At 70.6% G+C, this 22,693-nt stretch carries 21 protein-coding genes and 1 pseudogene; 13 read left to right on the forward strand and 9 right to left on the reverse strand.

Translation table 11 applies throughout. The features are described from left to right. Positions 1-303: 303 nt before the first annotated feature. Positions 304-621, forward strand: a complete 318-nt coding sequence (locus tag DB033_RS05110) for a hypothetical protein (protein WP_111765729.1) — start codon at positions 304-306, stop codon at positions 619-621. 1,584 nt (positions 622-2,205) lie between these two features. Here the strand turns inward: DB033_RS05110 and DB033_RS05120 are convergent. Continuing rightward, on the reverse strand, positions 2,206-3,237 hold the full coding sequence (locus DB033_RS05120; protein ID WP_240615746.1) for a helix-turn-helix transcriptional regulator: 1,032 nt from the start codon (positions 3,235-3,237) through the stop codon (positions 2,206-2,208). A gap of 166 nt (positions 3,238-3,403) precedes the next feature. Between DB033_RS05120 and DB033_RS21775 the strand changes: the two are divergent. Continuing rightward, positions 3,404-4,094 (forward strand): annotated as a pseudogene (locus DB033_RS21775) (alcohol dehydrogenase catalytic domain-containing protein); the annotation flags it as partial. 145 nt (positions 4,095-4,239) lie between these two features. Next, entirely contained in the window at positions 4,240-5,088 is an 849-nt protein-coding gene (locus DB033_RS05130; RefSeq protein WP_111765732.1) for an aldo/keto reductase, read from the forward strand. A 351-nt stretch (positions 5,089-5,439) separates the two neighbouring features. On the opposite strand, the gene DB033_RS05135 is transcribed toward DB033_RS05130, so the two are convergent. Beyond that, positions 5,440-6,228 carry an SDR family oxidoreductase gene (locus DB033_RS05135; RefSeq protein WP_240615748.1) on the reverse strand — a complete coding sequence of 263 codons (789 nt, stop codon included), beginning with the start codon at positions 6,226-6,228 and terminating at the stop codon, positions 5,440-5,442. Between the two features lie 111 nt (positions 6,229-6,339). Between DB033_RS05135 and DB033_RS20520 the strand changes: the two genes are divergently transcribed. From DB033_RS20520 to DB033_RS05150, 3 genes are all read left to right on the forward strand, one after another. Continuing rightward, positions 6,340-6,660: a hypothetical protein gene (locus DB033_RS20520; RefSeq protein ID WP_157970510.1), complete on the forward strand. Its 321-nt coding sequence runs from the start codon at positions 6,340-6,342 to the stop codon at positions 6,658-6,660. A gap of 447 nt (positions 6,661-7,107) precedes the next feature. Beyond that, a complete protein-coding gene (locus tag DB033_RS05145) occupies positions 7,108-8,292 on the forward strand; it encodes an NAD(P)/FAD-dependent oxidoreductase (protein ID WP_111765735.1) in 1,185 nt (394 codons plus the stop codon). A gap of 88 nt (positions 8,293-8,380) precedes the next feature. Further along, positions 8,381-9,022 carry an FMN-dependent NADH-azoreductase gene (locus DB033_RS05150; RefSeq protein ID WP_111765736.1) on the forward strand — a complete coding sequence of 214 codons (642 nt, stop codon included), beginning with the start codon at positions 8,381-8,383 and terminating at the stop codon, positions 9,020-9,022. A gap of 117 nt (positions 9,023-9,139) precedes the next feature. On the opposite strand, the gene DB033_RS05155 is transcribed toward DB033_RS05150, so the two are convergent. From DB033_RS05155 to DB033_RS05175, 5 genes are all read right to left on the reverse strand, one after another. Further along, positions 9,140-9,949 carry a DNA-formamidopyrimidine glycosylase family protein gene (locus DB033_RS05155; RefSeq protein ID WP_111765737.1) on the reverse strand — a complete coding sequence of 270 codons (810 nt, stop codon included), beginning with the start codon at positions 9,947-9,949 and terminating at the stop codon, positions 9,140-9,142. A 40-nt stretch (positions 9,950-9,989) separates the two neighbouring features. Further along, positions 9,990-10,424: a VOC family protein gene (locus DB033_RS05160; protein ID WP_111765738.1), complete on the reverse strand. Its 435-nt coding sequence runs from the start codon at positions 10,422-10,424 to the stop codon at positions 9,990-9,992. A 72-nt stretch (positions 10,425-10,496) separates the two neighbouring features. Next, entirely contained in the window at positions 10,497-10,919 is a 423-nt protein-coding gene (locus DB033_RS05165; protein ID WP_111765739.1) for a VOC family protein, read from the reverse strand. 131 nt (positions 10,920-11,050) lie between these two features. Continuing rightward, on the reverse strand, positions 11,051-12,757 hold the full coding sequence (locus DB033_RS05170) for an NAD-dependent malic enzyme (protein ID WP_240615749.1): 1,707 nt from the start codon (positions 12,755-12,757) through the stop codon (positions 11,051-11,053). A 62-nt stretch (positions 12,758-12,819) separates the two neighbouring features. Then, positions 12,820-14,202, reverse strand: a complete 1,383-nt coding sequence (locus tag DB033_RS05175; protein WP_111765741.1) for a cation:dicarboxylate symporter family transporter — start codon at positions 14,200-14,202, stop codon at positions 12,820-12,822. Between the two features lie 131 nt (positions 14,203-14,333). Here DB033_RS05175 and DB033_RS05180 point away from each other — a divergent pair, with 131 nt between their 5' ends. The 4 genes from DB033_RS05180 to DB033_RS05195 are packed head-to-tail and all read left to right on the forward strand — an operon-like array spanning position 14,334 to position 17,578. Then, complete coding sequence (locus tag DB033_RS05180; protein WP_205843657.1) at positions 14,334-15,980, forward strand: sensor histidine kinase; 1,647 nt, start codon at positions 14,334-14,336, stop codon at positions 15,978-15,980. Further along, on the forward strand, positions 15,977-16,702 hold the full coding sequence (locus tag DB033_RS05185) for a response regulator (protein WP_111765742.1): 726 nt from the start codon (positions 15,977-15,979) through the stop codon (positions 16,700-16,702). Before DB033_RS05180 ends, DB033_RS05185 begins: the two co-directional genes overlap by 4 nt. Positions 16,703-16,746: 44 nt before the next feature. After that, positions 16,747-16,998, forward strand: coding sequence for a hypothetical protein (locus tag DB033_RS20525; protein ID WP_157970511.1), 252 nt, complete (start codon positions 16,747-16,749; stop codon positions 16,996-16,998). 58 nt (positions 16,999-17,056) lie between these two features. Beyond that, positions 17,057-17,578, forward strand: a complete 522-nt coding sequence (locus DB033_RS05195) for a class I SAM-dependent methyltransferase (RefSeq protein ID WP_111765743.1) — start codon at positions 17,057-17,059, stop codon at positions 17,576-17,578. 30 nt (positions 17,579-17,608) lie between these two features. Here the strand turns inward: DB033_RS05195 and DB033_RS05200 are convergent, their stop codons facing one another. Continuing rightward, positions 17,609-18,211, reverse strand: a complete 603-nt coding sequence (locus DB033_RS05200) for a hypothetical protein (protein WP_111765744.1) — start codon at positions 18,209-18,211, stop codon at positions 17,609-17,611. Positions 18,212-18,510: 299 nt separating this feature from the next. Here DB033_RS05200 and DB033_RS05205 point away from each other — a divergent pair, with 299 nt between their 5' ends. Then, positions 18,511-20,424 carry a DUF8189 domain-containing protein gene (locus DB033_RS05205; RefSeq protein ID WP_111765745.1) on the forward strand — a complete coding sequence of 638 codons (1,914 nt, stop codon included), beginning with the start codon at positions 18,511-18,513 and terminating at the stop codon, positions 20,422-20,424. A 52-nt stretch (positions 20,425-20,476) separates the two neighbouring features. On the opposite strand, the gene DB033_RS05210 is transcribed toward DB033_RS05205, so the two are convergent. Further along, positions 20,477-21,190, reverse strand: a complete 714-nt coding sequence (locus tag DB033_RS05210) for a class I SAM-dependent methyltransferase (RefSeq protein WP_111767264.1) — start codon at positions 21,188-21,190, stop codon at positions 20,477-20,479. A gap of 197 nt (positions 21,191-21,387) precedes the next feature. On the opposite strand from DB033_RS05210, the gene DB033_RS05215 reads away from it, so the two are divergent. Together DB033_RS05215 and DB033_RS05220 are read left to right on the forward strand one after the other, a co-directional pair. After that, positions 21,388-21,891, forward strand: coding sequence for a YfbM family protein (locus tag DB033_RS05215; protein ID WP_111765746.1), 504 nt, complete (start codon positions 21,388-21,390; stop codon positions 21,889-21,891). Positions 21,892-22,005: 114 nt separating this feature from the next. Further along, positions 22,006-22,542 (forward strand): mycothiol transferase, encoded by a 537-nt coding sequence (locus DB033_RS05220; RefSeq protein WP_111765747.1) that lies wholly within the window; start codon positions 22,006-22,008, stop codon positions 22,540-22,542. Positions 22,543-22,693: the final 151 nt, after the last annotated feature.

Genomic DNA, 22,693 nt, shown 5'->3' on the forward strand with positions numbered 1-22,693 from the left:
GACCGTGGCCGGTCTGAGCTCTCCGTCCCGGCTCGGCTACCGCAAGCCTCGAAGGAAAATGCAGATGGAGACCCCGCCAGTTGCACCATTGGACACAAGCACCGATGCCAGCCAGGTTCAGTTCGCTGAGCTTCTCCGCGCGTTCGGTCCTGCGGTTCCGCTGAATGCAGGTGCTACCGCTGAGTGGGCTTGGGCTTCAATCAAGACCACCGATACTGACGGGGGGAAGCCGGCTGGGACACCCGATCGTCGGGTCCGCAGAACAGCGAGGAGCTGTTAGGCGCGTTGAAGGTTCGACTGCGTGTGCTCTTGGAGGAGCAGCTCACCCTGTGGGACGCGGACGCTCCAAACCTCCAGCCAGAAGACACGCCGGACTACGACGACGATCCGGACCCCGGTGAGGTCACGCTCACACAACTTCTCGGGACGTTGGCAACCCGCACACTCGAGTCCCCCGACGACATCAAATCTGCGACGATACCGATCCGCGCTCGCTTCCAGGATGGCGATCTGAGCTGGGAATGGCGCGATCTGGGCGAGATCTCCGCCGAGGAACTCATCGGCGCGCTGCTAGTTCAGTCCGAGCTGCTCGAACGACGCATCTTACGGAGCTGGTTTTGATCGGCAGGTCGCTTAAGTCTAGTCGTGCACAGTGAGGTCATGGAGCCAACAGGTGCAGTAGCAGCGAGGGACCTGCGCGCACGCCTTGCAGCCGCCGGAGTTGCCAGCTCTCACCTCGAAATCGAGCTGGATGAATTCGAACAGCAGGTGACCGTCACGTTCCGGCTCCCTGGTGGCAACGGAAGGTGCCCTCTGTATGCCGACGTGTCGCAGGACGCCAACGGCATGTGCCAGCTGTCAGTGGCCTTCGATGACTGGGGCACGGACTGGGAAACCAGGACGATGACCGAGGCCGTCGAAGATCTATGGACCTGGCTACGACCCGCTGCAACGAGAGCACTAGCTGTCGCCCTGATTAGCCAAGGACGCTGGAGACGGAGGAAGGTCATTCTCGACCGAGACCGAAGCGACAAGGTGCTCCTAAGTGGCTGGGGCTCGACCTGGCGCCTACAGCCGGCGGACGACTCCTCGGCTGTGCAGATCCTCCGCACCTACGCGCCTTACGGCGACGCTTCCTGCTAGATGAGCCCGGCACCCTGTTGTAACGCAACTCGTGTACGCGTTACAACGTCTGACAACCATGCCGAGCATGTGGACACGAATTACGGACACATGTCAGGCGAACCGTCCTTTGTTTGTCATGTCTCATAACCCGTGTACGAATGCTCATCGAAGGTAATTTTGGACACAAGTTAAGAGACACAACGCGGCAAACCCGTGGGCGGCCAGCGGAACCGACACCGCCGGCACCCAAGTCCCGATTGAGGGCAATAGGCAGGGATTGATAGATACACGAGCTCGCGAAGGAGTCGGACCGAGCCGCTCGTCACCCCGGCGGCTCCTACGAAAAATGGGTGGGTGAAGCGGCCCTCGTCGACCGGAGACGACCAGTGGGCAGACGAAAACAGCCGGCTGTGGAGGATCCGCGGCGCAGGTGAGCTGGCCGCCCGCTACGAGGCGGTCTTATTCCGGCGGGATCGTTGCACGATCATTGCGAACAGCAAGGTAGCGAACACGAAGCAAGAGATTCCGCCGCTGACGGACGACGTGAGGAAAGCTTTGATTCCTATAACGACCCCTATCAGGATGAGGACACGCAGGATTGGTGAGCGCTTCATCTCAGCTATCAGCTGATCCATCGGTGTGCTCCGTGTGAGGGTTGAGGCCGGATGGGTCATGTTACCAAGTTGCCATCACGGGTCACCGACTGCCTCTCGGACAGAGGTATCAGCGCTCGACCACAGATTTGGGGTTAATCACGGGACTCACGCGGAACAGCTGAACGACGAACTAAGAGACCGGATCTACTTGCTAGAGGTTGCCTGAGCACCTGGTCGACGAGGGTTCTAGGCCATCAGCTCTGCATCGTCGGGCGAACAGTTGTGGTCATGGACGACGGGCCGCTGGTTCGCCTACAGCGACGATCAGGTAGCGCAGAAGGCAGGGTGTAACGCAACTCGTGTGCGCGTTACAACGTCTCATAACCTCGCGGAGCATGCGGACACGGGTTACGGACACCTTCTCGTGAACCATCGTTTGCATGCCTGCGTCCGAATGCCGTGTACGAATACCCGGGAGAGGCGGTTATCTACACGGGTTATGAGACACATCGAGGCTGGCGCCAAACAGTGCTGGTGGGATGTACAGCCCGCGGCGTTGGGCGCGGACGGCGGCGAGCGCCCGGGTGTCGGCGTCGAGTTTGATCAGGATGTGCTCGATGTGGGTGGCGATGGTGCGCTGGGTGACGGTGAGGGTTTGGGCGGCTTGGGCGTTGTGTTGACCGGCGATGAGCAGGCCGAGGACCTCGAGTTCGCGGCGGGTCAGCCCGTGCAGGTCGGCGCCGCATGGGGAGAGCACGACGATCGCGTTGTGGTGGTTTGGGGCGTTTTGCGGCACCAACAGGACGGTGACGCGTAGGTAGCCGCCGGGTTCGGTTGGCGCTGGCAGAAGGAACGAGGTTTGCGGTCCGTCGAGCATTTTGTGGGCAGCGGCCAGTACCGGCGAGCCGGGGCGTAACGCGGGGTGGTCGGGCAGCCCGGGCACGGCCAGGACGTCCCGTGACCGGGTGAGGATCACAGCAGCGGCTGCGGAGTGCACGAGCTGGGCCGCCGCGGCGGTTGAGCGCAGTGGGTCGATGGCCTGGGTCAACGCCGGTCCAAGGATGGCGAGCAGGTCGCGGGCGGCGTCCGACGGGACGGTGGCGCTGCCGGTGAACAGGCCCACGAACCCCATCGGCCGGCCGTCGGCGGTGAACAGGCCCATTTGCAGGCATTCGCGGAATCCGGCGGGGGTGAGGCACTCTGCCCAGGACCGCAGCTCGCTGACTGGTGTCGGGAAGTCCGCGACCCGCAGCGGGGTGTGGGGGCGGGTCATGCCGAGCTGCTCGATCTCGTCGACCAGGATCGGCCCGTCGAGGTAGGCGGCCGTGCGCCTGTCCCAGCCGGTGCTGACCAGCGAGTGGTGTCCGCGGTGGTCCTCGTCGGCCAAGGCCAGCCACGCCCCGTCGAACGGCAGCAACTGGTGCAGCGGCTCGAGCAGCGCCGCGGCGCGTTCCGCCGGTGGGCCCGGCATGACCGAGATCTGTGCAACCTCGACCGCGATGCGCCCAGCATCCACTGGTCCATACATGACGTGCCTTGGCCGGCTGCCCTGGTCCGGATGCCGTCCTGTCGGTCGTTCTGCCGATGCGTCGCGGTGCGGGAGAGGGGTTTGCTGTCCTGGTAAGACCCGCAGTGCACAGCGAGCGTACTGCGGATTCCTGGGACCAGCGACCGACGCAGGGATAGGAGCACTGGTCTACGAGGGGCTGCGGCAGATCAGCGTGAACGACGCACCGGACGCGAAGATCGAACGACCCACCGACGTGCTGGTACGGATCACGGCCGCGAACATCTGCGGGTCGGATCTGCACATGTACGAGGGCCGGACCGATTTCGAGACCGGACGCTGGTTCGGGCACGAGAACCTCGGGAAGGTCATCGAGGTCGGGGCCGGGGCCGGGGCCGGGGTCGACAAGGTCAAGGTCGGCGACCGGGTGGTGCTGCCGTTGAACGTCTCCTGGGGGTTCTGCAAGAACTGAGAGCGGGGGTTCACCAACTACTGCCTGACGACTCAGCCGGACCCGAAGATGGCCGGCGCCGCCGCTGGGTTCGCCGACATGGGGCCGGGGCAGGGCGGGCAGGCGGAGCTGTCGCGGGTGCCCTACGGCGACCACGACTGCTTTCGGCTGGGTGAGGATTCGGTGGAGAAGGAGACGACTACGTGATGGTCGCGGACATTTTCCCGACCGGGTATCACGCCACCGAGCTGGCCGGTGTGGTCCCCGGGGACTCCGTGGTGATCTACGGGTCCGGCCCGGTCGGTCTGTGGCCGCGTACTCGGCGACGATCCAGGGCGCGGCCAAGGTGATGGTGGTGGATCGGCACCCGGACCGGCTGCGGCTGGCCGAGGAGATCGGCGCGATCGCCGTCGATGACTCGAAGGTTGACCCAGAGCGCAGTCGGCCCCCGGCTCACGGATCGCGCGGCACATGCGGCCCGGGCTCGCAGACACCGGCACCGTCGAGGATCGTTCAGACCCTCGTGTTCCACCACCCGCACCCCCCGGAGGACACCCGCCATGGCCGCACCCACCGTCCGCACAGTGTCCCTGCCCAACGGGAGCACCGTCCCGGCACTGGGCTTGGGCACCTGGTACATGGGTGAGCAGCCCGCCCGGCGCGGCACCGAGTTGGCCGCCCTGCGCATGGGCATCGAGCACGGCCTGACGCTGATCGACACCGCCGAGATGTACGGCGACGGCACCGCCGAGGAGCTCGTCGGCGAGGCCATCGCGGGGCGGCGGGACAGCGTCTACCTGGTCAGCAAGGTGGTGCCCAGCCACGCCACGCGACGAGGGACCCTGGAGGCCTGCCAGGCCAGTCTGCGGCGGTTGGGCACCGATCACCTCGACCTGTACCTGCTGCACTGGCGCGGCCGAGTGCCTCTGGCTGAGACGGTGGCGGGGTTCGAGGACCTTGTGCAGGCGGGGCTGATCGGCGGGTGGGGCGTCAGCAACCTCGATGCCCCGGACCTCGACGAGCTCGCCTCGGTGGCGGGTGGAGCGCGGGTGCAGACCGATCAGGTGCTCTACAACCTGGCCCGCCGAGGACCTGAGTACGACCTCCTCCCCAGATGCCGCGCGGCCGGCATGCCGTTGATGGCCTACTCCCCGGTCGACCACGGCCAACTGCTCAAGCACCCCGCGGTCCGAGACATGGCCGGCGCAAAAGAGATAACTCCCGCCCAGCTGGCCCTCGCCTGGGTGCTGCGACTCCCCGAGGTCTTCGCCGTCATCAAGGCATCCACGCCGGCGCGGGTGATGGAGAACCGCGCCGCGATGGAGATCGGCTTCAACCAAGCAGAGCTGGAACAGCTCGACCGGATGTTCCCACCACCAACCAGCAAGGTGCCGCTCGAGATGCTCTGATCTGCGGCAACTCCAGCTGTCGGAGCACCTCGCCGACGCGATAGGCACGGCCGTCACAGCACGCAAACCCCAACCCGCTGCGCCGTGGGATCCGGGCCGAAACCGCTTATGGCGGCCCATGCGATGTTGAGGGACCGGGCGTTCGACACCATCATCAGCCGTGCGGTCGAGAAGCTGTGTCCGCGGTGACGCGTGATTGAAGGACACTTTCGACTGGAAACGGAACGGAACGCTTGAACCGAGGCTGGGAGGTGAGCGCTTCGCCGGCGCGTTCGCACCGACACGAACCAGATCGTCGTATCAGGCGGTGACGGTTGGTGCTCGAAAACCGTCGTTGTGGGGTGTCGGCCCTCACCGCCGCCAGGCGTCCGAGGTCAGCAGTGGGGCGGCCTGGGCCCCCATCAGGCCCATCCCGCCGTCCACCGTCCAGGACGCGCCGGTGACGTAGGCGGCGGCGGGGGACGCGAGAAAGGCGACGACGGCGGCGATCTCGCGCGGATCACCGGGCCTCCCGGCCGGAATGCCGGGGCGGTCGACGGTGTACGGGTCGACTCCGTCCAGTCCCGTCATGGGTGTCGCGATCTCGCCCGGGGCCACCGTATTGGCGGTGATGCCGTGGACGGCGAGTTCCAACGCAGCGGTGCGGATCAGGCCGGTGATCCCGTGCTTGGCGGCGGAGTAGGCGGCGGCGCCCATGCCCGGGAGGTCGGCGTGCACGCTGGTCACGGCCAGGATCCGGCCACCCCGGCCGGCCTCGATCATCCGCTGCGCGGCCCGCTGGACGCCGACGAACGCCGCGTCGAGGTTGAGCGTCAGCGTGTGCCGCCAGGTCTGCAGGTCGAGGTCGACGAGGCGGCCGCCGGGGCCGCCGCCGGCGTTGTGCACGTAGACGTCGAGACCACCGAGATCGACGGCCAGACCGTCGACGGCGGTAGCGATCTCGGACAGGCGGGTGGCGTCCATCCGGGCCACCGCCGCTCGCCGACCCAGCCGGACGATCTCGACGGCCACCGCCTGTGCCGCGGACTCGTCGGTGAACCAGGTCAGGCCGACGTCCATCCCCGCCGCGGCGAGCGCCAGTGCGGTGGCCCGGCCGATACCGGATTCGCCGCCGGTGACGACCGCAGTCGTGGGTGGCACGGCGCGGACGCTTTCGGTGGCGTTCACGGCGCAGGCGCGGGGTCGTGGAGACGGGGCATGGGTACACACGGTAGGCCCGGGACCGTCTCGGGCGGCGACGGTGGGGGAACCATGGCGACAGCAGCGGCAGGCCCGGAACGCACCTCCGACGGGCGGTACGTGGTCATCGACGGCCGCCGCTGGCGGGCCACCGATCCCGAGATCCCCGACGACGCGGCGGCGGTGCTGCGCCGTGAGTTGATGAGCGCCCGGCGGGCGGTGGGGGCGGCGCTGAAGGCGGCGGAACCGGACGCCGAGCGGGCGGCGCGTGACCGGGTGCAGCGGGCGAAGGTGGCGCTGGGTGAGCGGGGCACCCCCTGGTGGGAGCAGAACGCAACGGAGCGGCGGCAGCGGTGGGCGGCGTTGGTCGAGGAGCTGTCGGACGACGGGTGAGCGCCAGCGGGGCATCGCACCCGGACCGGGCGCCGACGCCACGGGACGTCGAGCCGGACCGCCGGCGGCGGTGCACTGCCACCGTAGGCCGTCCGCGCACCCGTACCGGTCGTCGACCGCACGGGATGCCGAGCCGGACCGCTGGCGGCGGTGACACTGCCGCCGTAGGCCGTCCGCGCACCCGTACCGGTCGTTGTCCGCACGGGATGCCCCGCCGGGCCTGCGGCGTGACACGGCCGCCGCAGGCCGCGGGAACACCCTCGAGGCTCGCGGACAGCCCCGGTTCGCCAGGCCGGGCCAGCCGCCGCGGGTCGGCCGCCTGCGGGCCGACAGCCCGCCCGCACCACCCGCGGACGGCATGGGACGCCGACCGGATCGGCGGCGGTGCCAAGTCCGCCGCGAACCGTCCGCGCACCCACGCCGTCGGAGCTGGGTACCGTCGGCCGCGTGGACCGACCCGAGTGGGACCTGGTGATCATCGGCGGCGGCCCGGCGGGGACCTCCGCCGCCGCGGCGGCCCTGACCGCCGATCCGGGCCTGCGGGTGCTCATCGTCGACCGGCAGGACTTCCCGCGCGACAAGGTGTGCGGGGACGGCATCGCCGCCGAGGCGCTGGACGGGCTCGCCGCGCTCGGGTTCGACCTGGATGCGGTGCTGGACGGCTGCCCGCCCCTGGGCCGGCTGCGGCTGACGGCACCGGGTGGCACGGTGGTCGACCGCCGGATGGCACGCACGGTGCGGGTGATCCCGCGGGAGTTGCTGGACGCCCGGCTGATGGCCGACGTGCGCGCCCGCGGCGTGGCGTTCGAGCGGCGCACGGTGCGGGATGTCGTCGCCGCGGCCGATCACGTGGTGGTCGACGGGACGCTGCGGGCGTCGGTCGTCATCGGCGCCGACGGCGCGGAATCGACGGTGCGGCGGGCGGCGTCGGCGCAGCGCGGCCGGCGGCCGGCCGATGTCCCGCGGCGGGTCGCACTGGCCATGCGCGGGTACGCCGCGGAGCTGCCCGGTCAGGCCGACACCCAGCTCATCACCATGTCGGCGCGGCACTGGCCGGCCTACGCCTGGAGCTTCCCGCTGGGCGACGGCCGGGCCAACGTCGGCTACGGCGAGCTGCTCACCGGACGCACGCTGAGCCGGGCCGATCTGGTCGCCGGGATGCGGCGGCTGCTGCCGGGGCTCGACCCGGAGCCGACCTCGCTGCGCGCGCACCGGTTGCCGCTGTCGCCGGGACGTCCGCGGATCGGTGACGGACGCGTGCTGCTGGCCGGTGACGCACTGTCGCTGGTCAACCCGCTCAGCGGGGAGGGGATCTTCTACGCGGTGACGTCCGGGGCGCTCGCGGGGCGTGCGGCGGCGGCCGCCGTCACCGGCGGCGGCGACCCCGGGGCCGCGTACCGGACCACGATGACCGCCACCCTGGGCCGACACCTGCGGACCACCGACGGTCTGGACCGGCTGCTCAGGCGGCCGTTGCTGCTCGACGCAGGGGTCCGCGCCGCGGCCGCCCGTCAGGGTGCCTTCGACGACCTGGTCCGGCTCAGCCTGGCCGACGGCACCTTCACCGCACGGCTGGCCGCCGGGGTCGTGGGCCAGCTGCTGCCGGCGCCGGTCCGCCCCCGCGTACGGTGACCGATCGGGGACGGGTCGCCGCCGTGCGTCCGGCTCCGGCGACCCGCACCGGGCGTCACCGACCGACCCACCGCCCCGGAGGCCTGCCGTGCCCACCTTGCTGCACCTCGACTCGTCGGCCGACCGCACAGGCTCCGTCAGCCGCACCCTGACGGCCCGGTTCGCCGCGGGCTGGACCGCCAACGGCGCCGACCACGCGGTCGTCCGTCGGGATCTGCACGCCGACCCGCTCCCGCACCTCGCGACCCACGTCCTGCACTGGGCGCCGCATCTGCGCCGGCCGGACGAGACGGTGCCGGCCGCCGCGGAGGATCTGCAGCGGACCCTGATCGACGAGCTCCTGGCCGCGGACGTCGTCGTCGTCGGAGCCCCGATGTACAACTGGTCGCTGCCGTCGACGTTGAAGGCGTGGGTCGACAACATCCACGTCCCCGGAACGACCGCCCCGTTCGGCGACGGGCCGCAGCCGATGGCCGGCCGCCCGGTGGTGATCGTGTCCAGCCGCGGTGCCCAGTACGGGCCGGACACGGCCAACGCCGGCTTGGACCACGAGATCCCGGCGCTGCAGCAGGTTCTCGGGGTCGCTTTGGGAATGAGCGTCTACGTCGTCACAGCGGAGCTCACGCTGGCCGGTCGGATCGCCGCCATGGCGCCGCTGGCCGGCGAGGCCGAGGCGAGCCTCGCCGCCGCCGAAATCGCCCTGGACGCCGTGGTCGCCCGTCTCGCCTGACCCGCCGCTCCGACCGCTCACGGCCCGGACCCGGGCGACCGCTGACCGGGCGGCGGTGGCGACGGTCCCGGTCCGGGGGGCCGATCAGGGAACGCGCTCGAGCGCAGGAAAGGGCCGTCAGCGGTCGGGGCCCGGGCCGGGCTGACAGTTCGGGCACCACCAGGTCCGGCGCCGACCGGGGTCACCGGGGACCTCGGCGACGACCCGGATGGTGGTGCCACAGCGGCGGCACGGGTCACCGGCGCGACCGGAGACCCAGTGCTGTTCGCCCGGCCGGGTGTTCCCGGTCGTCACCTGCATGGCACCGGGCACGGTCGCCGACTGCTTGAGCGCCCGCGCCGCCAGCCGCACCGTCGCCGGCAGGTCGACCTCACCGACCGGCGTCCACGGGCTGTAACCGCGGAGGAAGCACAGCTCGTTGGCCCACAGGTTGCCCAGGCCGGCCATCAAGCGCTGATCCAGCAGCGCCGCGGCCAGCGGCCGGGTCGGATCGGCGCCCAGCCGGGCGACGGCCTCGGCCGCGTCCCAGTCGGCGCGCAGCGGGTCCGGCCCGAGGTGCCCGATCAGGTCCGATTCCCGGTCGGTGGCGACGAGGTCGACGACCGGCAGGCTGACACCGTAGGCCGTGGCCCCGCTGTCCAGGGCCATCAGCACCCTGACGTCGGGCAACAGCCGCCGGGGGAGCTGCCGCCCCGGCCGCGTCACCGTCCACGACCCGGTCATCTTCAGATGCGTGTGCAGCGTGACGTTCTCCGACAACCGCGTCAGCAGGTGCTTGCCGTGGGTGTCGTGGTTGAGGATCGTCAGACCGGCCATCCGGACGTCGGCGTGGGCGGCGACGCGCAGTTCGCCGTGCGTGATGGTGCGCCCGTCGAGCGAGGAGCGCAGTCGTCGCGCCAGCTGGAACACCGTGTCACCTTCGGGCATGCGGTTGTTCTCCCCGTTGGGGTGCCGGTGTCAAACGGGCTCAGCCCAGCGGTGCGGTCAGTTCCCCGTGGATGCCGTCCGGGTCGGTGAACGACAGGATGGCCAGACCGGAGTCCGTCAGATCGATGATCTCGCCGTGTTCGACGTCGTGGGCGACGAACCAGGCGGCGGCGTCGATCAGCACCTCGCGCGACTCGACGAGAAAGCTGAAGTGGTCCAGACCCACGTGCTCGGAGTCGAACCGTTGACCGCCGGGCGCACTGGGGCGCAGTCCGAACAGTGCGCCGCTCGGCGTCTGGTAGACCACGCCGCCGAAGAACTCCTGCGGTGAGGAGGTGACCCCGGGCTCATCGACCCGGGCCGAGTTGTCGACGGCGGTCGGCCAGCCGAACAGCTCGTCGTAGAACGACTTCGATCGTCCGATGTCGGTGACGGTGATGCGGACATGGGCGTAACCACTGCTGGGGATGGGCATGTCGGAGTCCTACCCGAGCACCGACCGGAGCAACCCCGGGTTGCTCCGACCGGGGCGGCGACACCCGTACGGTCAGCCGCCCTGCCCACTGCCCGCCACGTTGACCAGCCAGTTGATGCCGAACCGGTCCACGCACATGCCGAAGGTGTCGCCCCACGGTGCGGGCTCCATCGGCACGGTGACCGTGCCGCCGTCGACCAGCTTGTCCCAGTAGCCGCCGAGTTCGGTGAGGTCGTCCCCGCTCAGCGAGACCGACACCGAGTCGCCGACGGTCAGCGGCATGGACGGCGGGGTGTCCGACGCCATCAGGGTGAAGCCCTGGGTGGTGGTCAACTGACCGTGCATGACGTGGTCGGCCAGCGCCGGGTCGTCCGACATCCCGAATTCGCCGAAGGTGCTGATGTTCAGCTCGCCGCCGAAGACGGACCGGTAGAACTCGAGGGCCTCCCGCGCGTTGTCACGGAAGCTGAGGTAGGGATTGAGCACGCTGGACATGGCGCCGCCTTTCCATCGGAGCTGACCGGAGCGCATGCATTCTCGCGCCGACCGGCCGCGCCGACAACCGGACGCGGACGCGCCGCCCGTCCCGGATGGATCGGGGACGGACGGCGCGGGTCGGGATGGGCTCAGACGGCCTGGATGGCGGGGTACACCGGTCGCCACATCGCCTGGTGCACCTGCTGGATGGCGTCGTCCAGACCGGTCCGCGCCAGGCCCTCGGCGACGGCTGCCCGGGCGACCGCGATGGCCACGGCGGCCGAGGCGCGCCGCAGGTTGTCCATCGACGGCAGCAGTGGTGCGCCGGGCGTCGTGGCGTCGCTCATCCCGGCGACCGCGTCGGCGGCCGCGGCGATCATGCGGTCGGTGATCCGGCTCGCCCTGACGACGGTGACGCCGAGTCCGAGGCCGGGGAAGACCAGGGCGTTGTTGGCCTGTGCGATCGCGTAGCTGCGACCCTCGTGGACCACCGGTTCGAACGGGCTGCCGGTCGCGGTGAGGACGCGGCCGTCCGTCCAGGCGATGAGGTCCGCGGGCAGTGCCTCGCACTTCGAGGTCGGATTCGACAGCGGCATGATGATCGGCCGCTCGGTGTGGGCGGCCATGTCGCGCACGATCGCCTCGGTGAAGGCGCCGGTCTGGGTGGACGTGCCGATCATCATCGTGGGGCGGGCGTGCGCCACGACCGAGGCCAGACCGATCCTGCCGTCGGCGTCGACCCAGTCGGCCACGTCGGCCCGCGAACGGGCGTAGGGCACCTGGAAATCCAGCAGTTTCATGTCGTCCAGCAACAGCCCACTGCGCGTCAGCGGGTAGAAGCGGGAGGTCGCCTCCTGCCGCGACAGCCCCTCGCGGACCATCTGGTCACGCATCATGTCGGCGATGCCCAGACCCGCGGTGCCGGCTCCGTAGATGACGACCCGCTGGTCGCTGATCCGGGTGCCGGCCGCCTTCACCGCGGAGAACGCGGCGGCGAGGACCACCGCCGCGGTGCCCTGCATGTCGTCGTTGAAGGTGCAGCAGGTGCCGGCGTACTTGTCGAGGATGCGGCGGGCGTTGGCGGCCCCGAAGTCCTCCCAGTGCAGCATCGCGTTCGGGAACAACTTCGCGCACGCCGTCACGTAGGCCTCGATGAGGTCGTCGTAACGCCGCCCGCGGACCCGGGCGTGCCGTTCCCCGAGGTACATGTCGTCGTTGAGCAGCGTCAGGTTGTCGGTGCCCATGTCCAGCACCACCGGCAGCACCCGGCGGGGGTGGATGCCGGCGGCGGCGGTGTAGACGGCCAGCTTGCCGATGGAGATCTCGATGCCGCCCACGCCCTGGTCACCGATCCCGAGGATGCCCTCGGAATCGGTGGCCACCAGCAGGTCGACGTCGTCCTCGCCGAGACCCGTGTTGCGCAGAGCGGTCTCGACGTCCTCGGGGTGGTCCACCGACAGGTAGACGCCCCGCGGCCGGCGGAATTCGTGGCTGAACCGTTCGATCGCCAGGCCCACGGTCGGGGTGTAGACGACGGGCAGCATCTCGGAGAGGTGCTCGGTGAGCAGCCGGTAGAACAGCACCTCGTTGCGGTCGCGCAGGTTGGCCAGGTAGACCCACTTGCGCAGATCGCCGGACTGCTCGAGGTACTGCGCGTACACCCGGCGGACCTGACCGTCCAACGTGGTGACCCCCGTGGGGAGAAGCCCCGTCAACCCCAGCGAGTCGCGCTCCTCGAGCGTGAACGCGGTGCCCCGGTTGATGGTCGGCGACGCGAGGACGGCGGAGCCGCGGGCGGCGATCCGCGCGACCACCCGGCCGTCCTCGGTGACCAGCTGGTAGGGGACGTTCGTCACGGCGGGTTCCTTCATCGGTGATCGGGCGGGACGGTCGGGCCGGCGGGTGTGCCGCTGCGGGGTCAGACCGCGGCGTGCGGCCGTGGGGTCGACTCGTCGGTGACGAGGACCTTCTTCGGCGCCTCCTGCGTGCCCGGGACGTGGTGGTGCTCGTCGAGCATGTCGGTGTCGTCGAACGGATCCTGACGGGAGAAGACCCGCTTGACCTGATCGTTGTCGACCTCCCTGACCCAGTGCCCGATGATCAGGGTGGCCACCGCGTTGCCCGAGAAGTTGGTCAGCGCGCGGGCTTCGGACATGAAGCGGTCGATGGCCACGATGAGGCCGACGCCGGGGACGAGATCCGGCCGGTGCGAGGCGAGACCGCCACCGAGGGTGGCGAGGCCGGCACCGGTGACGCCGGCGGCGCCCTTGCTGGCGATGATCATGAACAGCAGCAGGGAGATCTGCTCGGAGCCCGACAGCGGGGTGCCCAGGGCGTTGCCGATGAACAGCGAGGCCATCGTCAGGTACATGGCGGTGCCGTCCAGGTTGAACGAGTAGCCGGTCGGGACGACGATGCCGACGACGGGGCGGGACACGCCCAGGTGCTCCATCTTGGCGATGAGGCGGGGCAGCGCCGTCTCGGACGACGAGGTCGCCACGATCAGCAGGTACTCCTGGCGCAGGTAGTACATCAAGCTGAAGATGCTGTGCCCGGTGGTGAACTTCAGCAGGGCGCCGAGGATGACGACGACGAACACGAGGCAGGTGGCGTAGAAGACGCCGACGAGCATGCCGAGCGCGGCGATGGCCGACCAGCCGGTGTTGCCGACGACGCCGGCGATGGCGCCGAAGGCACCGATCGGGGCGAGCCACATGATGCCGGCGAGGATCTTGAAGACGAGCTTCTGGATGCTGGCGATGCCGTTGAGGATCGGCTCGCCCTTCTTGCCCATGGCCTGCAGCGCGAACCCGACGATAAGGGCGACGAAGAGGGCCTGCAGCACCGAACCGGAGGTCAGCGAGGACAGCAGGGACGTCGGGATGATGTCCAGCAGGAAGTTCCCGGAACCCGGCGTCTTGGGGACCTCGTAGGCCGCACCCGCGGCCTGCAGGCTGTCGCCGGGGTGGATGACGTTGCCGACGAGCAGTCCCAGCACGAGCGCGAAGGTCGACATCACGACGAAGTACAGCAGGGCGATGCCGCCGACCTTGCCGACCTGGGAGGCCTTCCGGATGGAACCGATGCCTAGCACGATCGTGCAGAAGATGATCGGGCCGATCATCATCTTGATCAGGTTGACGAACGCGGTGCCGATGGTGGCCAGCCCGGCCGCGTCCTTCTTGAAGATGAGGCCGACGGCGATGCCGAGGACGACCGCGACGATCACCGCGATGTAGAGCCAGTGGGTGCCGACCTTCCGCTTCGGCTTCCCCTCCGGAATGGTGACGGTTCCTGCCATAGCAACCTCCGTGATTCGGGCCCGGGCAATCCATTGACCGGTGCTGGGAGAACTGTGCGGGAGAGCTCGGCGACGGGTCTCGGTTGTGTTCGTTGTGTTCAGCCAGGACCGCCGGCGTGGAGAATGTGACGATGATGACAGCCAGATCCCGGGTCCGCCGGGTCAGCGTGGCGAGCCAGCTGCTCATCCTGCAGACGCTGTTGCTGCTGTTCGTGCTGGGTGCCGCCGGTCTGACCAGCGTGCTGTTGGCCGCGAACCGCGAGGATCAGGACACCACGGACGAGGTGCTGCGGGTGGCCGACGCGGTCGCCACCGATCCCTGGGTGGGCGCCCAGATCGCGACCACCGACCCGACCACCACGTTGCAGCCGTACACCGAGCGACTGCGGTCCGCGACGGGGGCGGACTTCATCGTCGTCATGGACCCCGACCGCACCCGGTTCACCCACACCGACCCCACCCAGATCGGCGGCCGCTTCCTCGGCAACATCGACCGGGCGCTGGCCGGGCAGACCTTCACCGAGACCTACACCGGCACCCTCGGGCCGTCGGTGCGGGCGGTGTCGCCGATCCGGGACGCCGCCGGCGCGATCGTGGCGCTGGTCAGCGTCGGTGTCACCACCGACGCCATCCACAGCCAGTTCGTCGCCCAGCTCCCCGTCCTGCTCGTGGGACTGATGGTGGCCCTGCTGACCGCACTCGTGGGGGCGACGTTGGTGAGCCGCCGGCTACGGCGGCAGACGAGCGGTCTGGACGCGAAGGGGCTGGAGGAGCTCTACGCCTCCCACGACGCGGTGCTGCACTCGATCCGCGAGGGACTGGTGGTGGTCGACGACACGCGCACCATCGCCATGATCAACGACGAGGCGGTGCGACTGCTGGGCGTCCCCGGGGCGCGGGCCGGCGCCCGGATCGCCGACCTCCCGCTGCCCGAGAATCTCCTCGACCTGCTGGGGTCGGGCGTCGGGGCCCGCGACGAGATGCATCTGGCCAACGACCGGGTGCTGGTGGTCAACCAGTCCGACGCGACCTTCCACGGCCGCACCTACGGCACCGTGGCGACGCTGCGCGACCGCACCGAGATGGAGTCGCTCACCGGCGAACTCGACACCGTCCGCGCGTTCGCCGAGTCGCTGCGCTCGCAGGCCCACGAGGCCTCCAACAAGCTGCACACCGTGGTCACACTGGTCGAGACCGGCCGGTACGACGCCGCCGTCGAGTACGCGACCTCGGAACTCGAGCTGTCGCAATGGCTCACCGACCGGGTGGTGGAGTCCGTCGCGGAGCCGGTGCTGGCCGCCCTGTTGCTGGGCAAGACGTCGCAGGCGGCCGAACGCGGGGTCGAGCTGCGGATCACCGACGACACCCGGGTGCCCGCCGGGGCCGTGCCGGTCGGGGACCTGGTCACCGTTCTGGGCAACCTCGTCGACAACGCCCTGGACGCGACGGCGGAGGGGCCGCTGGACGGGGTGCGGGTGGTCGAGGTGGCGGTGCTGCCCGAGGACGGCGATCTCGTCGTCGAGGTCTCCGACTCCGGACCGGGACTTCCCCCGGAGGTGCAGCGGTCGGCCTTCACCCGTGGTTGGTCGACCAAGGTCGTGACCACCCCCGGCGGCCGCGGCCTCGGACTGGCCCTCGTCGACCAGGTCGTGCGCCGGCACCGCGGCAGCATCGAGGTCGACGACGGTCCGCTCGGTGGCGCGCACTTCACCGTGCGGCTGCCCATGGCCGGTGCGCCGACGCCGGGGCCACGCCCGGTCGTCGCGGCGACCTCGTGACCGGCGCAGCGCCCCGTCCCGGCGTCGGCGAGATCGCGGTCCTCGTGGTGGAGGACGAACCACTGACGGCCGAGGCCCACGCGGAGTTCGTCGGACGGGTGCCGGGGTTCCGCGTCACCGGGACGGTGAACAACGCCCAGGCGGCCATGGCGTTCCTGAAACAGCACCGGGTCGACATGGTGCTCCTGGACTTCAACCTGCCGGACGCGCACGGACTCGAGATCTGCCGGGCCCTGCGGATGGCCCGGGCCGACGTCGACGTCATCGCGGTGACGGCCAACCGTGACCTGCCCTCGGTCCGCGCGGCGGTGTCGCTGGGGGTCGTGCAGTACATCCTCAAACCGTTCACCTTCCGCTCGTTGCAGGACAAGCTGGTGCAGTACCGGGAGTTCCGGCAGCAGCTCCGCGACGGCGCCAGCATCTCCGGTCAGCTCGACATCGACCGGGCGCTGGCGACACTGCGCCGCGGTGGCGGGGAGTCGTTGCCGTCGGGACTGACGGAGGCGACGCTGCAGGACGTCTCGAGGGTGCTGCAGGAGCAGCGGGCGGCCGCGGCGGACACCGGGTTGTCGGCCCTGGAGGTCGCGACCCGCAGCAATCTGTCCCGGGTCACCGCGCGGCGCTACCTCGAGCACCTGGTGGACTCCGGGCCGGTGCAGCGGCACCAGCGGCACGGCCGCAGCGGCCGGCCGGAGATCGAGTACCGCTGGACGGCGTCGTGAGACCGGCCCGACGCACCCGGAGTCGGCTGTGTCACAGTGGACGCATGACCGAACCGAGGTTGGAACCCGAGGATCTCCCCGCAGGTGACACGCCGGACTACCCGGCGATCGACCCGTCCGAGCCCGTCCCCGACGATCCGGGGGAGTTGCTGCCCGACACCCCGGAGACGTTGCCGCCGGCTCCGGTCGAGCCGCTGCCCGAGGAGCCGGTGCACCCGCTGCACCCCAACGACCCGCTCAATCCGGATGATCCCGATGAGCCGGGTGGGCCCACCCACGTCCCGGTCCCCGCGTGAGGGGGCGGGGCGCCGATGACAGGATTGCCGCTCGCGCCCGCCGGGCAGTGAGATCCGCATGCCACTGAGTTCTGCCGAGGGAAAGTCCTGGACCAAGGGACGTGTCGACGCGCTGGCCGCCGAGTCGGGGCCGCTGGTCGTGCTCGACGTCGGTCCCGGCGTGGGCACCTACGCCAAACTGCCTGCGGGACCGTCGATCTCCCGCTTGATCGGGCTCGAGATCTACGAGCCCTACGTCCACACGTACCGGCTGAACGACTACTACGACGAGATCGTCGTCGGCGACGCACGCGAGATCGACCTGCCTGTCTGCGATGTCGTCATCCTCGGTGACGTCGCCGAGCACATGACCGAAGCGGACGCACTCGACCTGTGGGAACGCTCCGCGGCCGCCGCGCGCCGCGCCGTGTACCTGTCGATCCCTATCGTGCACTATCCGCAGGGCGAGATCGAGGGCAACGAGCACGAGCACCACGTGGTCGACGACTGGGACCACGACAAGGTGCGCGCCGCGTTCACCGGCATCGGCGAGTTCTGGACGGGTACCGAGGTGGGGGTCTACGAGCGTCGGACCGGCTGAATTCCGGCTCGGGCGAGCGGCCCGACCGACTCAGCGCCGGTCGAGGCGGTCGTTGATGGTGGTGAGGGCGCGGCGCAGACCCGCGACTTCGGCGACGTCGTAGAACGCGTTGGTGAAGCTGCCGCCACCCAGCATCTCCGCACCGGTGTTGTCGGGAGTGACGCCGAAGAAACCACCACGGCGACCCTTCCACCACGGCTGGTCGTCACTTCCCCGGGTTTGCAGCAACACGGTGAGGTGCGAGCCGTCGGCGGTGCCCGAGACGGTGAGCGGCGCGTACCGGAGCGGGATCTCGGTGGTGGCGCCGCCGCTCACGATGGAAGCGGTGTCGGTGGACAGGCCGTAGACGGTGGCGCGCGCACGCCGCGCCTTGAACACGAAGCGGCCCGCGACCGCCCACAGGGCGACGCCCGTGATCACGGCTCCGACGACCCGGAAGAACCACGGCGCCCCACTGCTGATCGCCTGGTACAGCCAGAACGCGGTGAAACCCAGCATGAGGACGCTGGTCGGGATCATCACCCGGTCCACCCTGGTGAACCGCTTCCGCGCGTCGGGGCGACCGGCCCAGAGCAGCGTCTCGCCGACGGGAAGGTGTGGCTGCAGCACGATCCTGGGGTCGGTGTCCGTCACGGTGCCGCCTGCGGGGTCGGGGCGGGCCGGAGGACGTCGGCGCCGTCGCCGGTGCGCCCTTCCACCAGCTCGATCGCGGCGCGCATCCGCTCGTCGGACTGTTCTGACACCGATGCCCCCACCTCGTCGTCTCGTCTCACCCGATCGGCCGAGTGCTCGTGACGGCACGACGGTAGCTGCCCCTTCGGGACATCCCCGAGCCGGGACGTATCAGCGATGCCCGCACGGTGCTCTGCCCGGATGACGCTCGCGACGCCGACCCGATCCGCCCACCCTTAGCCCCGAACCGAGGACCAGCCATGACGATGACGTCACCGCACCGATCCGACACCACCACCGACCCGCACATCAGCTCCCCGGGAACGGCACCCGTGCCGATCCCCGGCCGCGATTTGATGCGACCCCACCGTCACATCGACGCCCCCACCACCGTTCTCGCGACCGGCGACACCGGTGACCAGGTCGCCGCCCTGCACGCGTATCTCACGCGGTTCGGCTACTTCCCCAACCCCGGCATCCGCACGGGGAACCTGCTGTTCCGCCCGGTGATGGCGTTCGGCCCCGGCGACTCCACCACCTACGACGACGCGACGGCGACCGCCGTCGGCCAGTTCCAGCAGCAGCACGGCCTGCCGGTCACCGGCGCGGTCGACGAGGCCACCCTGGAGCTCATGGGCCGGCCGCGCTGCGGCTTCCCCGACCAGCCGGTCGTCGGCGGCGACGGGATCGCGCCGTTCGTCGCCCAGGGCAACCGCTGGACCTCCCACCAGGTCTCCTACCACTTCAACGGCTTCTCACCCGATCTGAGCCAGGCCGACCAGCGTGCCGCCCTGCGCGGCGCCTTCGACCGGTGGGCGGCGGTCTGCCCGCTGGACTTCACCGAGAACCCGGTGACCGGCGACATCCGGATCTCCTGGGTCAACGGCGACCACGGCGACGGATCGCCGTTCGACGGTCCCAGCGGTGTGCTCGCGCACTGCTTCTACCCGCCGCCCAACGGAGGCGACATCGCCGGCGACTGCCACTTCGACGACGCCGAGACATGGTCGGTCAGCACCCCGCCCACCGGGATCGACCTGCCCACCGTGGCGTTGCACGAGCTCGGCCACGGTCTCGGCCTCAACCACTCCGCCGACCCGGACGCGGTGATGTACGCCTACTACGGCGGTCCCCGACGCGAACTGAGGGCCGACGACATCGCCGGTATCCGGTCCATCTACGGTGCGCGGCTGCGCTGGGCGTCTCTCGGCGGCATCGTCTCCGACGCCCGGGTGGCCGACAACGCCGACGGGCGCATGGAGGTGTTCGTCCGGGGTGCCGACAACGCGCTCTGGCACATCTGGCAGACCGCCCCCAGCAACGGATGGGGCGGCTGGAGCTCCCTCGGCGGCGTCATCCAGGGTGCGCCGACCGTGGGGCGCAACGCCGACGGTCGGCTGGAGGTCTTCGCGCGCGGCACGGACGGCGCGCTGTGGCACCGCTGGCAGACCGCGCCGAACGGCACCTGGAGCGGCTGGGAATCCCTGGGCGGGGGCATCTTCCAGCCGGTGGTGTCGAGCAACGCCGACGGCCGGTTGGAGGTGTTCGTGAAGGGCCTCGACGGTGCGCTCTGGCACATCTGGCAGGTCCGCCCGAACGGCACCTGGAGCGGCTGGGAGTCTCTCGGCGGCGTTCTCGGCAGCACGGTCGCCGTCGACCGGAACCAGGACGGCCGGCTGGAGGTGTTCGTCCGCGGCACCGACGGCGCGCTGTACCACCAGTGGCAGGTGGCCCCGAACGGCACCTGGAGCGGCTGGGCGTCCCTCGGCGGCGTGATCACCGAGGCGCCCGCGGTCGGCCGTAACGCCGACGGACGGCTCGAGGTCTTCGCCCGCGGCACCGACGGTGCCTTGTGGCACCTCTGGCAGGTCGCCCCGAACGGCACGTGGAGCGGCTGGGCGTCCCTCGGCGGCGGCATCACCCTCCCGGCGGTCCGCGCCAACGCCGACGGACGGCTCGAGGTGTTCGTCCGGGGCGGTGACGGTGCGCTGTGGCACATCTGGCAGCTGGTCCCGAACGGCGGCTGGGGTGGCTGGTCGTCGCTCGGCGGCTTGCAGACCGAGGGACCCACCGTCGGTCGCAACGCCGACGGCCGACTCGAGGCGTTCGTCCGGGGCGGCGACGGCGCGCTCTGGCACACCTGGCAGAGCACACCGAACGGGGTGTGGAACTGATCGACTGTCCGCGGGGGCGGGGCCTGTCCGGGCTCCGCCCCCCGGTGTCGGGTCAGTCGGCCGGGCGGCGGAACACCGCCCGCCAGAACAACCGTCCGGGAGCGCGCTCCGACGGCAGCCGCTCGACCGTGACCGGCTCGAGCAGGTCGGTGAAGGCCGCGACGTCGGTCTCGGTGAGCGGCCACGGCGGACCGGCCGTGAGATCGTCGTCCGGCCGGGCGGCGAACACGGTGAGCACCAGGCGGCCGCCGGGGGCCAGCAGCCCGGCCACCGCCGCCGTGGCCGCGGCGCGGACCTCGCGCGGCAGGGCCTGGACGGTGTAGACGTCCACGACCAGTTCGAAGGCCCGGTGCCAGGATGCGGGCGGCGCGAACAGGTCGGCGTGGCGGTAGTCCACCGCCGAGCGTGGATACCGCCGACGGGCCAGTTCCACGGCCGTGGCCGAGACGTCGAAGGCGACGGTGGGGACACCGAGGGCGGCGACGTGTTCGGCGTCGGCTCCCAGCCCACAGCCCACCACCACGGCCGATGCCGGCCGCCATCCCGGTGGCCGGTCGGCCGTCCATCCGGCCAACAGCGGCTGCGGTTCACGGGAGTCCCACGGCATCGTGGTCTCGCCGTCCCGGGCCCGGCTCCAGAGCCGGTCGAACCAGCCCGTCGGGTCGCCCGCCGCGACCGCCTCGGCCGCGAGCCGGTCCGCCTCGCCGGGCCACGGCCGCGGCGTCGGGCGGGGCGGGATCGGGCCGCCGCTGCCGGAAGCACCCATGACCGTGAGGGTAGACCGCCCTCCGGTGGCGTGATCGTCGACGGCGACGCCGGCCAAGTGCGGGGCGGCCGTCCTCCCGCGCACCGCCCGCCGACCGCCACCGCAGCGCCGCGACGGGACGGGACGGCGGGCACTGCTCCGCCCCGTCGGTCACCCGCGGCGGCGACCACCCGGCAAGCCCGTGGGATCATCGACCCATGTCGGTCACCGCGCGGTATCTCATGATCAACCAGGACGAGCTGACCGCCCTGCTGGACTCCGGCGTCGACCTGCTCGACGACGTCCGCACGCTCGAGCGCGACCCGGCCCACGAGGTGCTCGATCTCGGATCGTTGTGGGACGCCCTGCATTTCGTCATTACGGGGGTGAGTGCGTCGACCCCGTTGGACGACGACCCGATCAGCGACGCCATCGTCGGGGTGCAGTTGTTCTTCGAGGACGACGACGCCGACTTCATCGCCTTCACCCCGGCCCCCGACCTGCCCGCGCTGATCGCCGGTCTGAAGGCCGTGGACGTGCCGGCCCGCGGCCGTGCCTTCACCCCGACGGCGGCCGAACGCGTCGAGGCCTACCCGGACGGGATCTTCGACGGTGACCGGGAGGATCTGGTCAGTCGGCTGTTCACCGCTGTGGAATCCCTGATCGACTTCTACGAGCGGGCCGCCGCGTCGGGTCGGCACGTGATCGTCAGCATCGTCTGATCGGCCCGCCGGGGCACCACCCGCGGATGACCCCAGCCGGACGGCGGGCGCAGCGGCGATCTGCACCCGTCCGGACCTGCCGGGGCCCGGCCGGAGTGCCCTACGGTCCTGCGGATGACCACACCTGACACGGCGGGTGACTTCCCACCCGCGGGAACCGAGACCCAGAACCTGCTGGGCGCGCTCGACCGGATCCGCCGGACGTTCCACTGGAAGTGCAGCGGTCTGGACGCGGCGGCGATGCGGACGCCGCTCGCGCCGTCGTCCATGACCCTCGGCGGACTCGTCCGCCACCTCGCCTTCGTCGAGCAGGTCACCTTCACCTGGACGCTGCGCGGCGCCGATCCGGGGCCGCCCTGGAATGAGGACCACGACGAGCCGGACTGGGAATGGAGCACGGCCGCTGCTCACACCCCCGACGAGCTCCTCGCCGCCTGGCGGGCGGCGGTGGCCGCCTCGGAAGCGGCGGTGACGGCTGCGGTCGCCGACGGCGGCCTCGATGCGATGACCGCCGTCCCGAAGGGTGAGGGACCGCTCAACGTCCGGCGACTCGTGGTCGACATGATCGAGGAGTACGCCCGCCACACCGGCCATGCCGACCTCATCCGCGAATCGATCGACGGCCTGGTCGGTGAGGACCCGCCGCGGTGACCGGAGTTCCGTCCGGTGCCGCCGGGTCGCAGCTCGTCGCGCCACTGCCGAGCGGGTCGAGCCTCGCTCGGCCGGCGGTCGAGCATGCGGTCGTCGTACCGCCGCCGGACGGTCCCTGACGGGGCCGGACACCTGACCGCAGCAGCCGTGA

Source organism: Nakamurella deserti, assembly GCF_003260015.1.
GTDB lineage: Bacteria > Actinomycetota > Actinomycetes > Mycobacteriales > Nakamurellaceae > Nakamurella > Nakamurella deserti.

Coding starts and splice junctions, on each gene's coding strand:
- DB033_RS05130 (WP_111765732.1), top strand. CDS start 4,240: ATGGCCGCACCCACCGTCCGCACAGTGTCCCTGCCCAACGGGAGCACC.
- DB033_RS20520 (WP_157970510.1), top strand. CDS start 6,340: ATGGCGACAGCAGCGGCAGGCCCGGAACGCACCTCCGACGGGCGGTAC.
- DB033_RS05155 (WP_111765737.1), bottom strand. CDS start 9,949: ATGCCCGAAGGTGACACGGTGTTCCAGCTGGCGCGACGACTGCGCTCC.
- DB033_RS05160 (WP_111765738.1), bottom strand. CDS start 10,424: ATGCCCATCCCCAGCAGTGGTTACGCCCATGTCCGCATCACCGTCACC.
- DB033_RS05165 (WP_111765739.1), bottom strand. CDS start 10,919: ATGTCCAGCGTGCTCAATCCCTACCTCAGCTTCCGTGACAACGCGCGG.
- DB033_RS05175 (WP_111765741.1), bottom strand. CDS start 14,202: ATGGCAGGAACCGTCACCATTCCGGAGGGGAAGCCGAAGCGGAAGGTC.
- DB033_RS05180 (WP_205843657.1), top strand. CDS start 14,334: ATGATGACAGCCAGATCCCGGGTCCGCCGGGTCAGCGTGGCGAGCCAG.
- DB033_RS20525 (WP_157970511.1), top strand. CDS start 16,747: ATGACCGAACCGAGGTTGGAACCCGAGGATCTCCCCGCAGGTGACACG.
- DB033_RS05195 (WP_111765743.1), top strand. CDS start 17,057: ATGCCACTGAGTTCTGCCGAGGGAAAGTCCTGGACCAAGGGACGTGTC.
- DB033_RS05205 (WP_111765745.1), top strand. CDS start 18,511: ATGACGATGACGTCACCGCACCGATCCGACACCACCACCGACCCGCAC.
- DB033_RS05210 (WP_111767264.1), bottom strand. CDS start 21,190: ATGGGTGCTTCCGGCAGCGGCGGCCCGATCCCGCCCCGCCCGACGCCG.
- DB033_RS05215 (WP_111765746.1), top strand. CDS start 21,388: ATGTCGGTCACCGCGCGGTATCTCATGATCAACCAGGACGAGCTGACC.
- DB033_RS05220 (WP_111765747.1), top strand. CDS start 22,006: ATGACCACACCTGACACGGCGGGTGACTTCCCACCCGCGGGAACCGAG.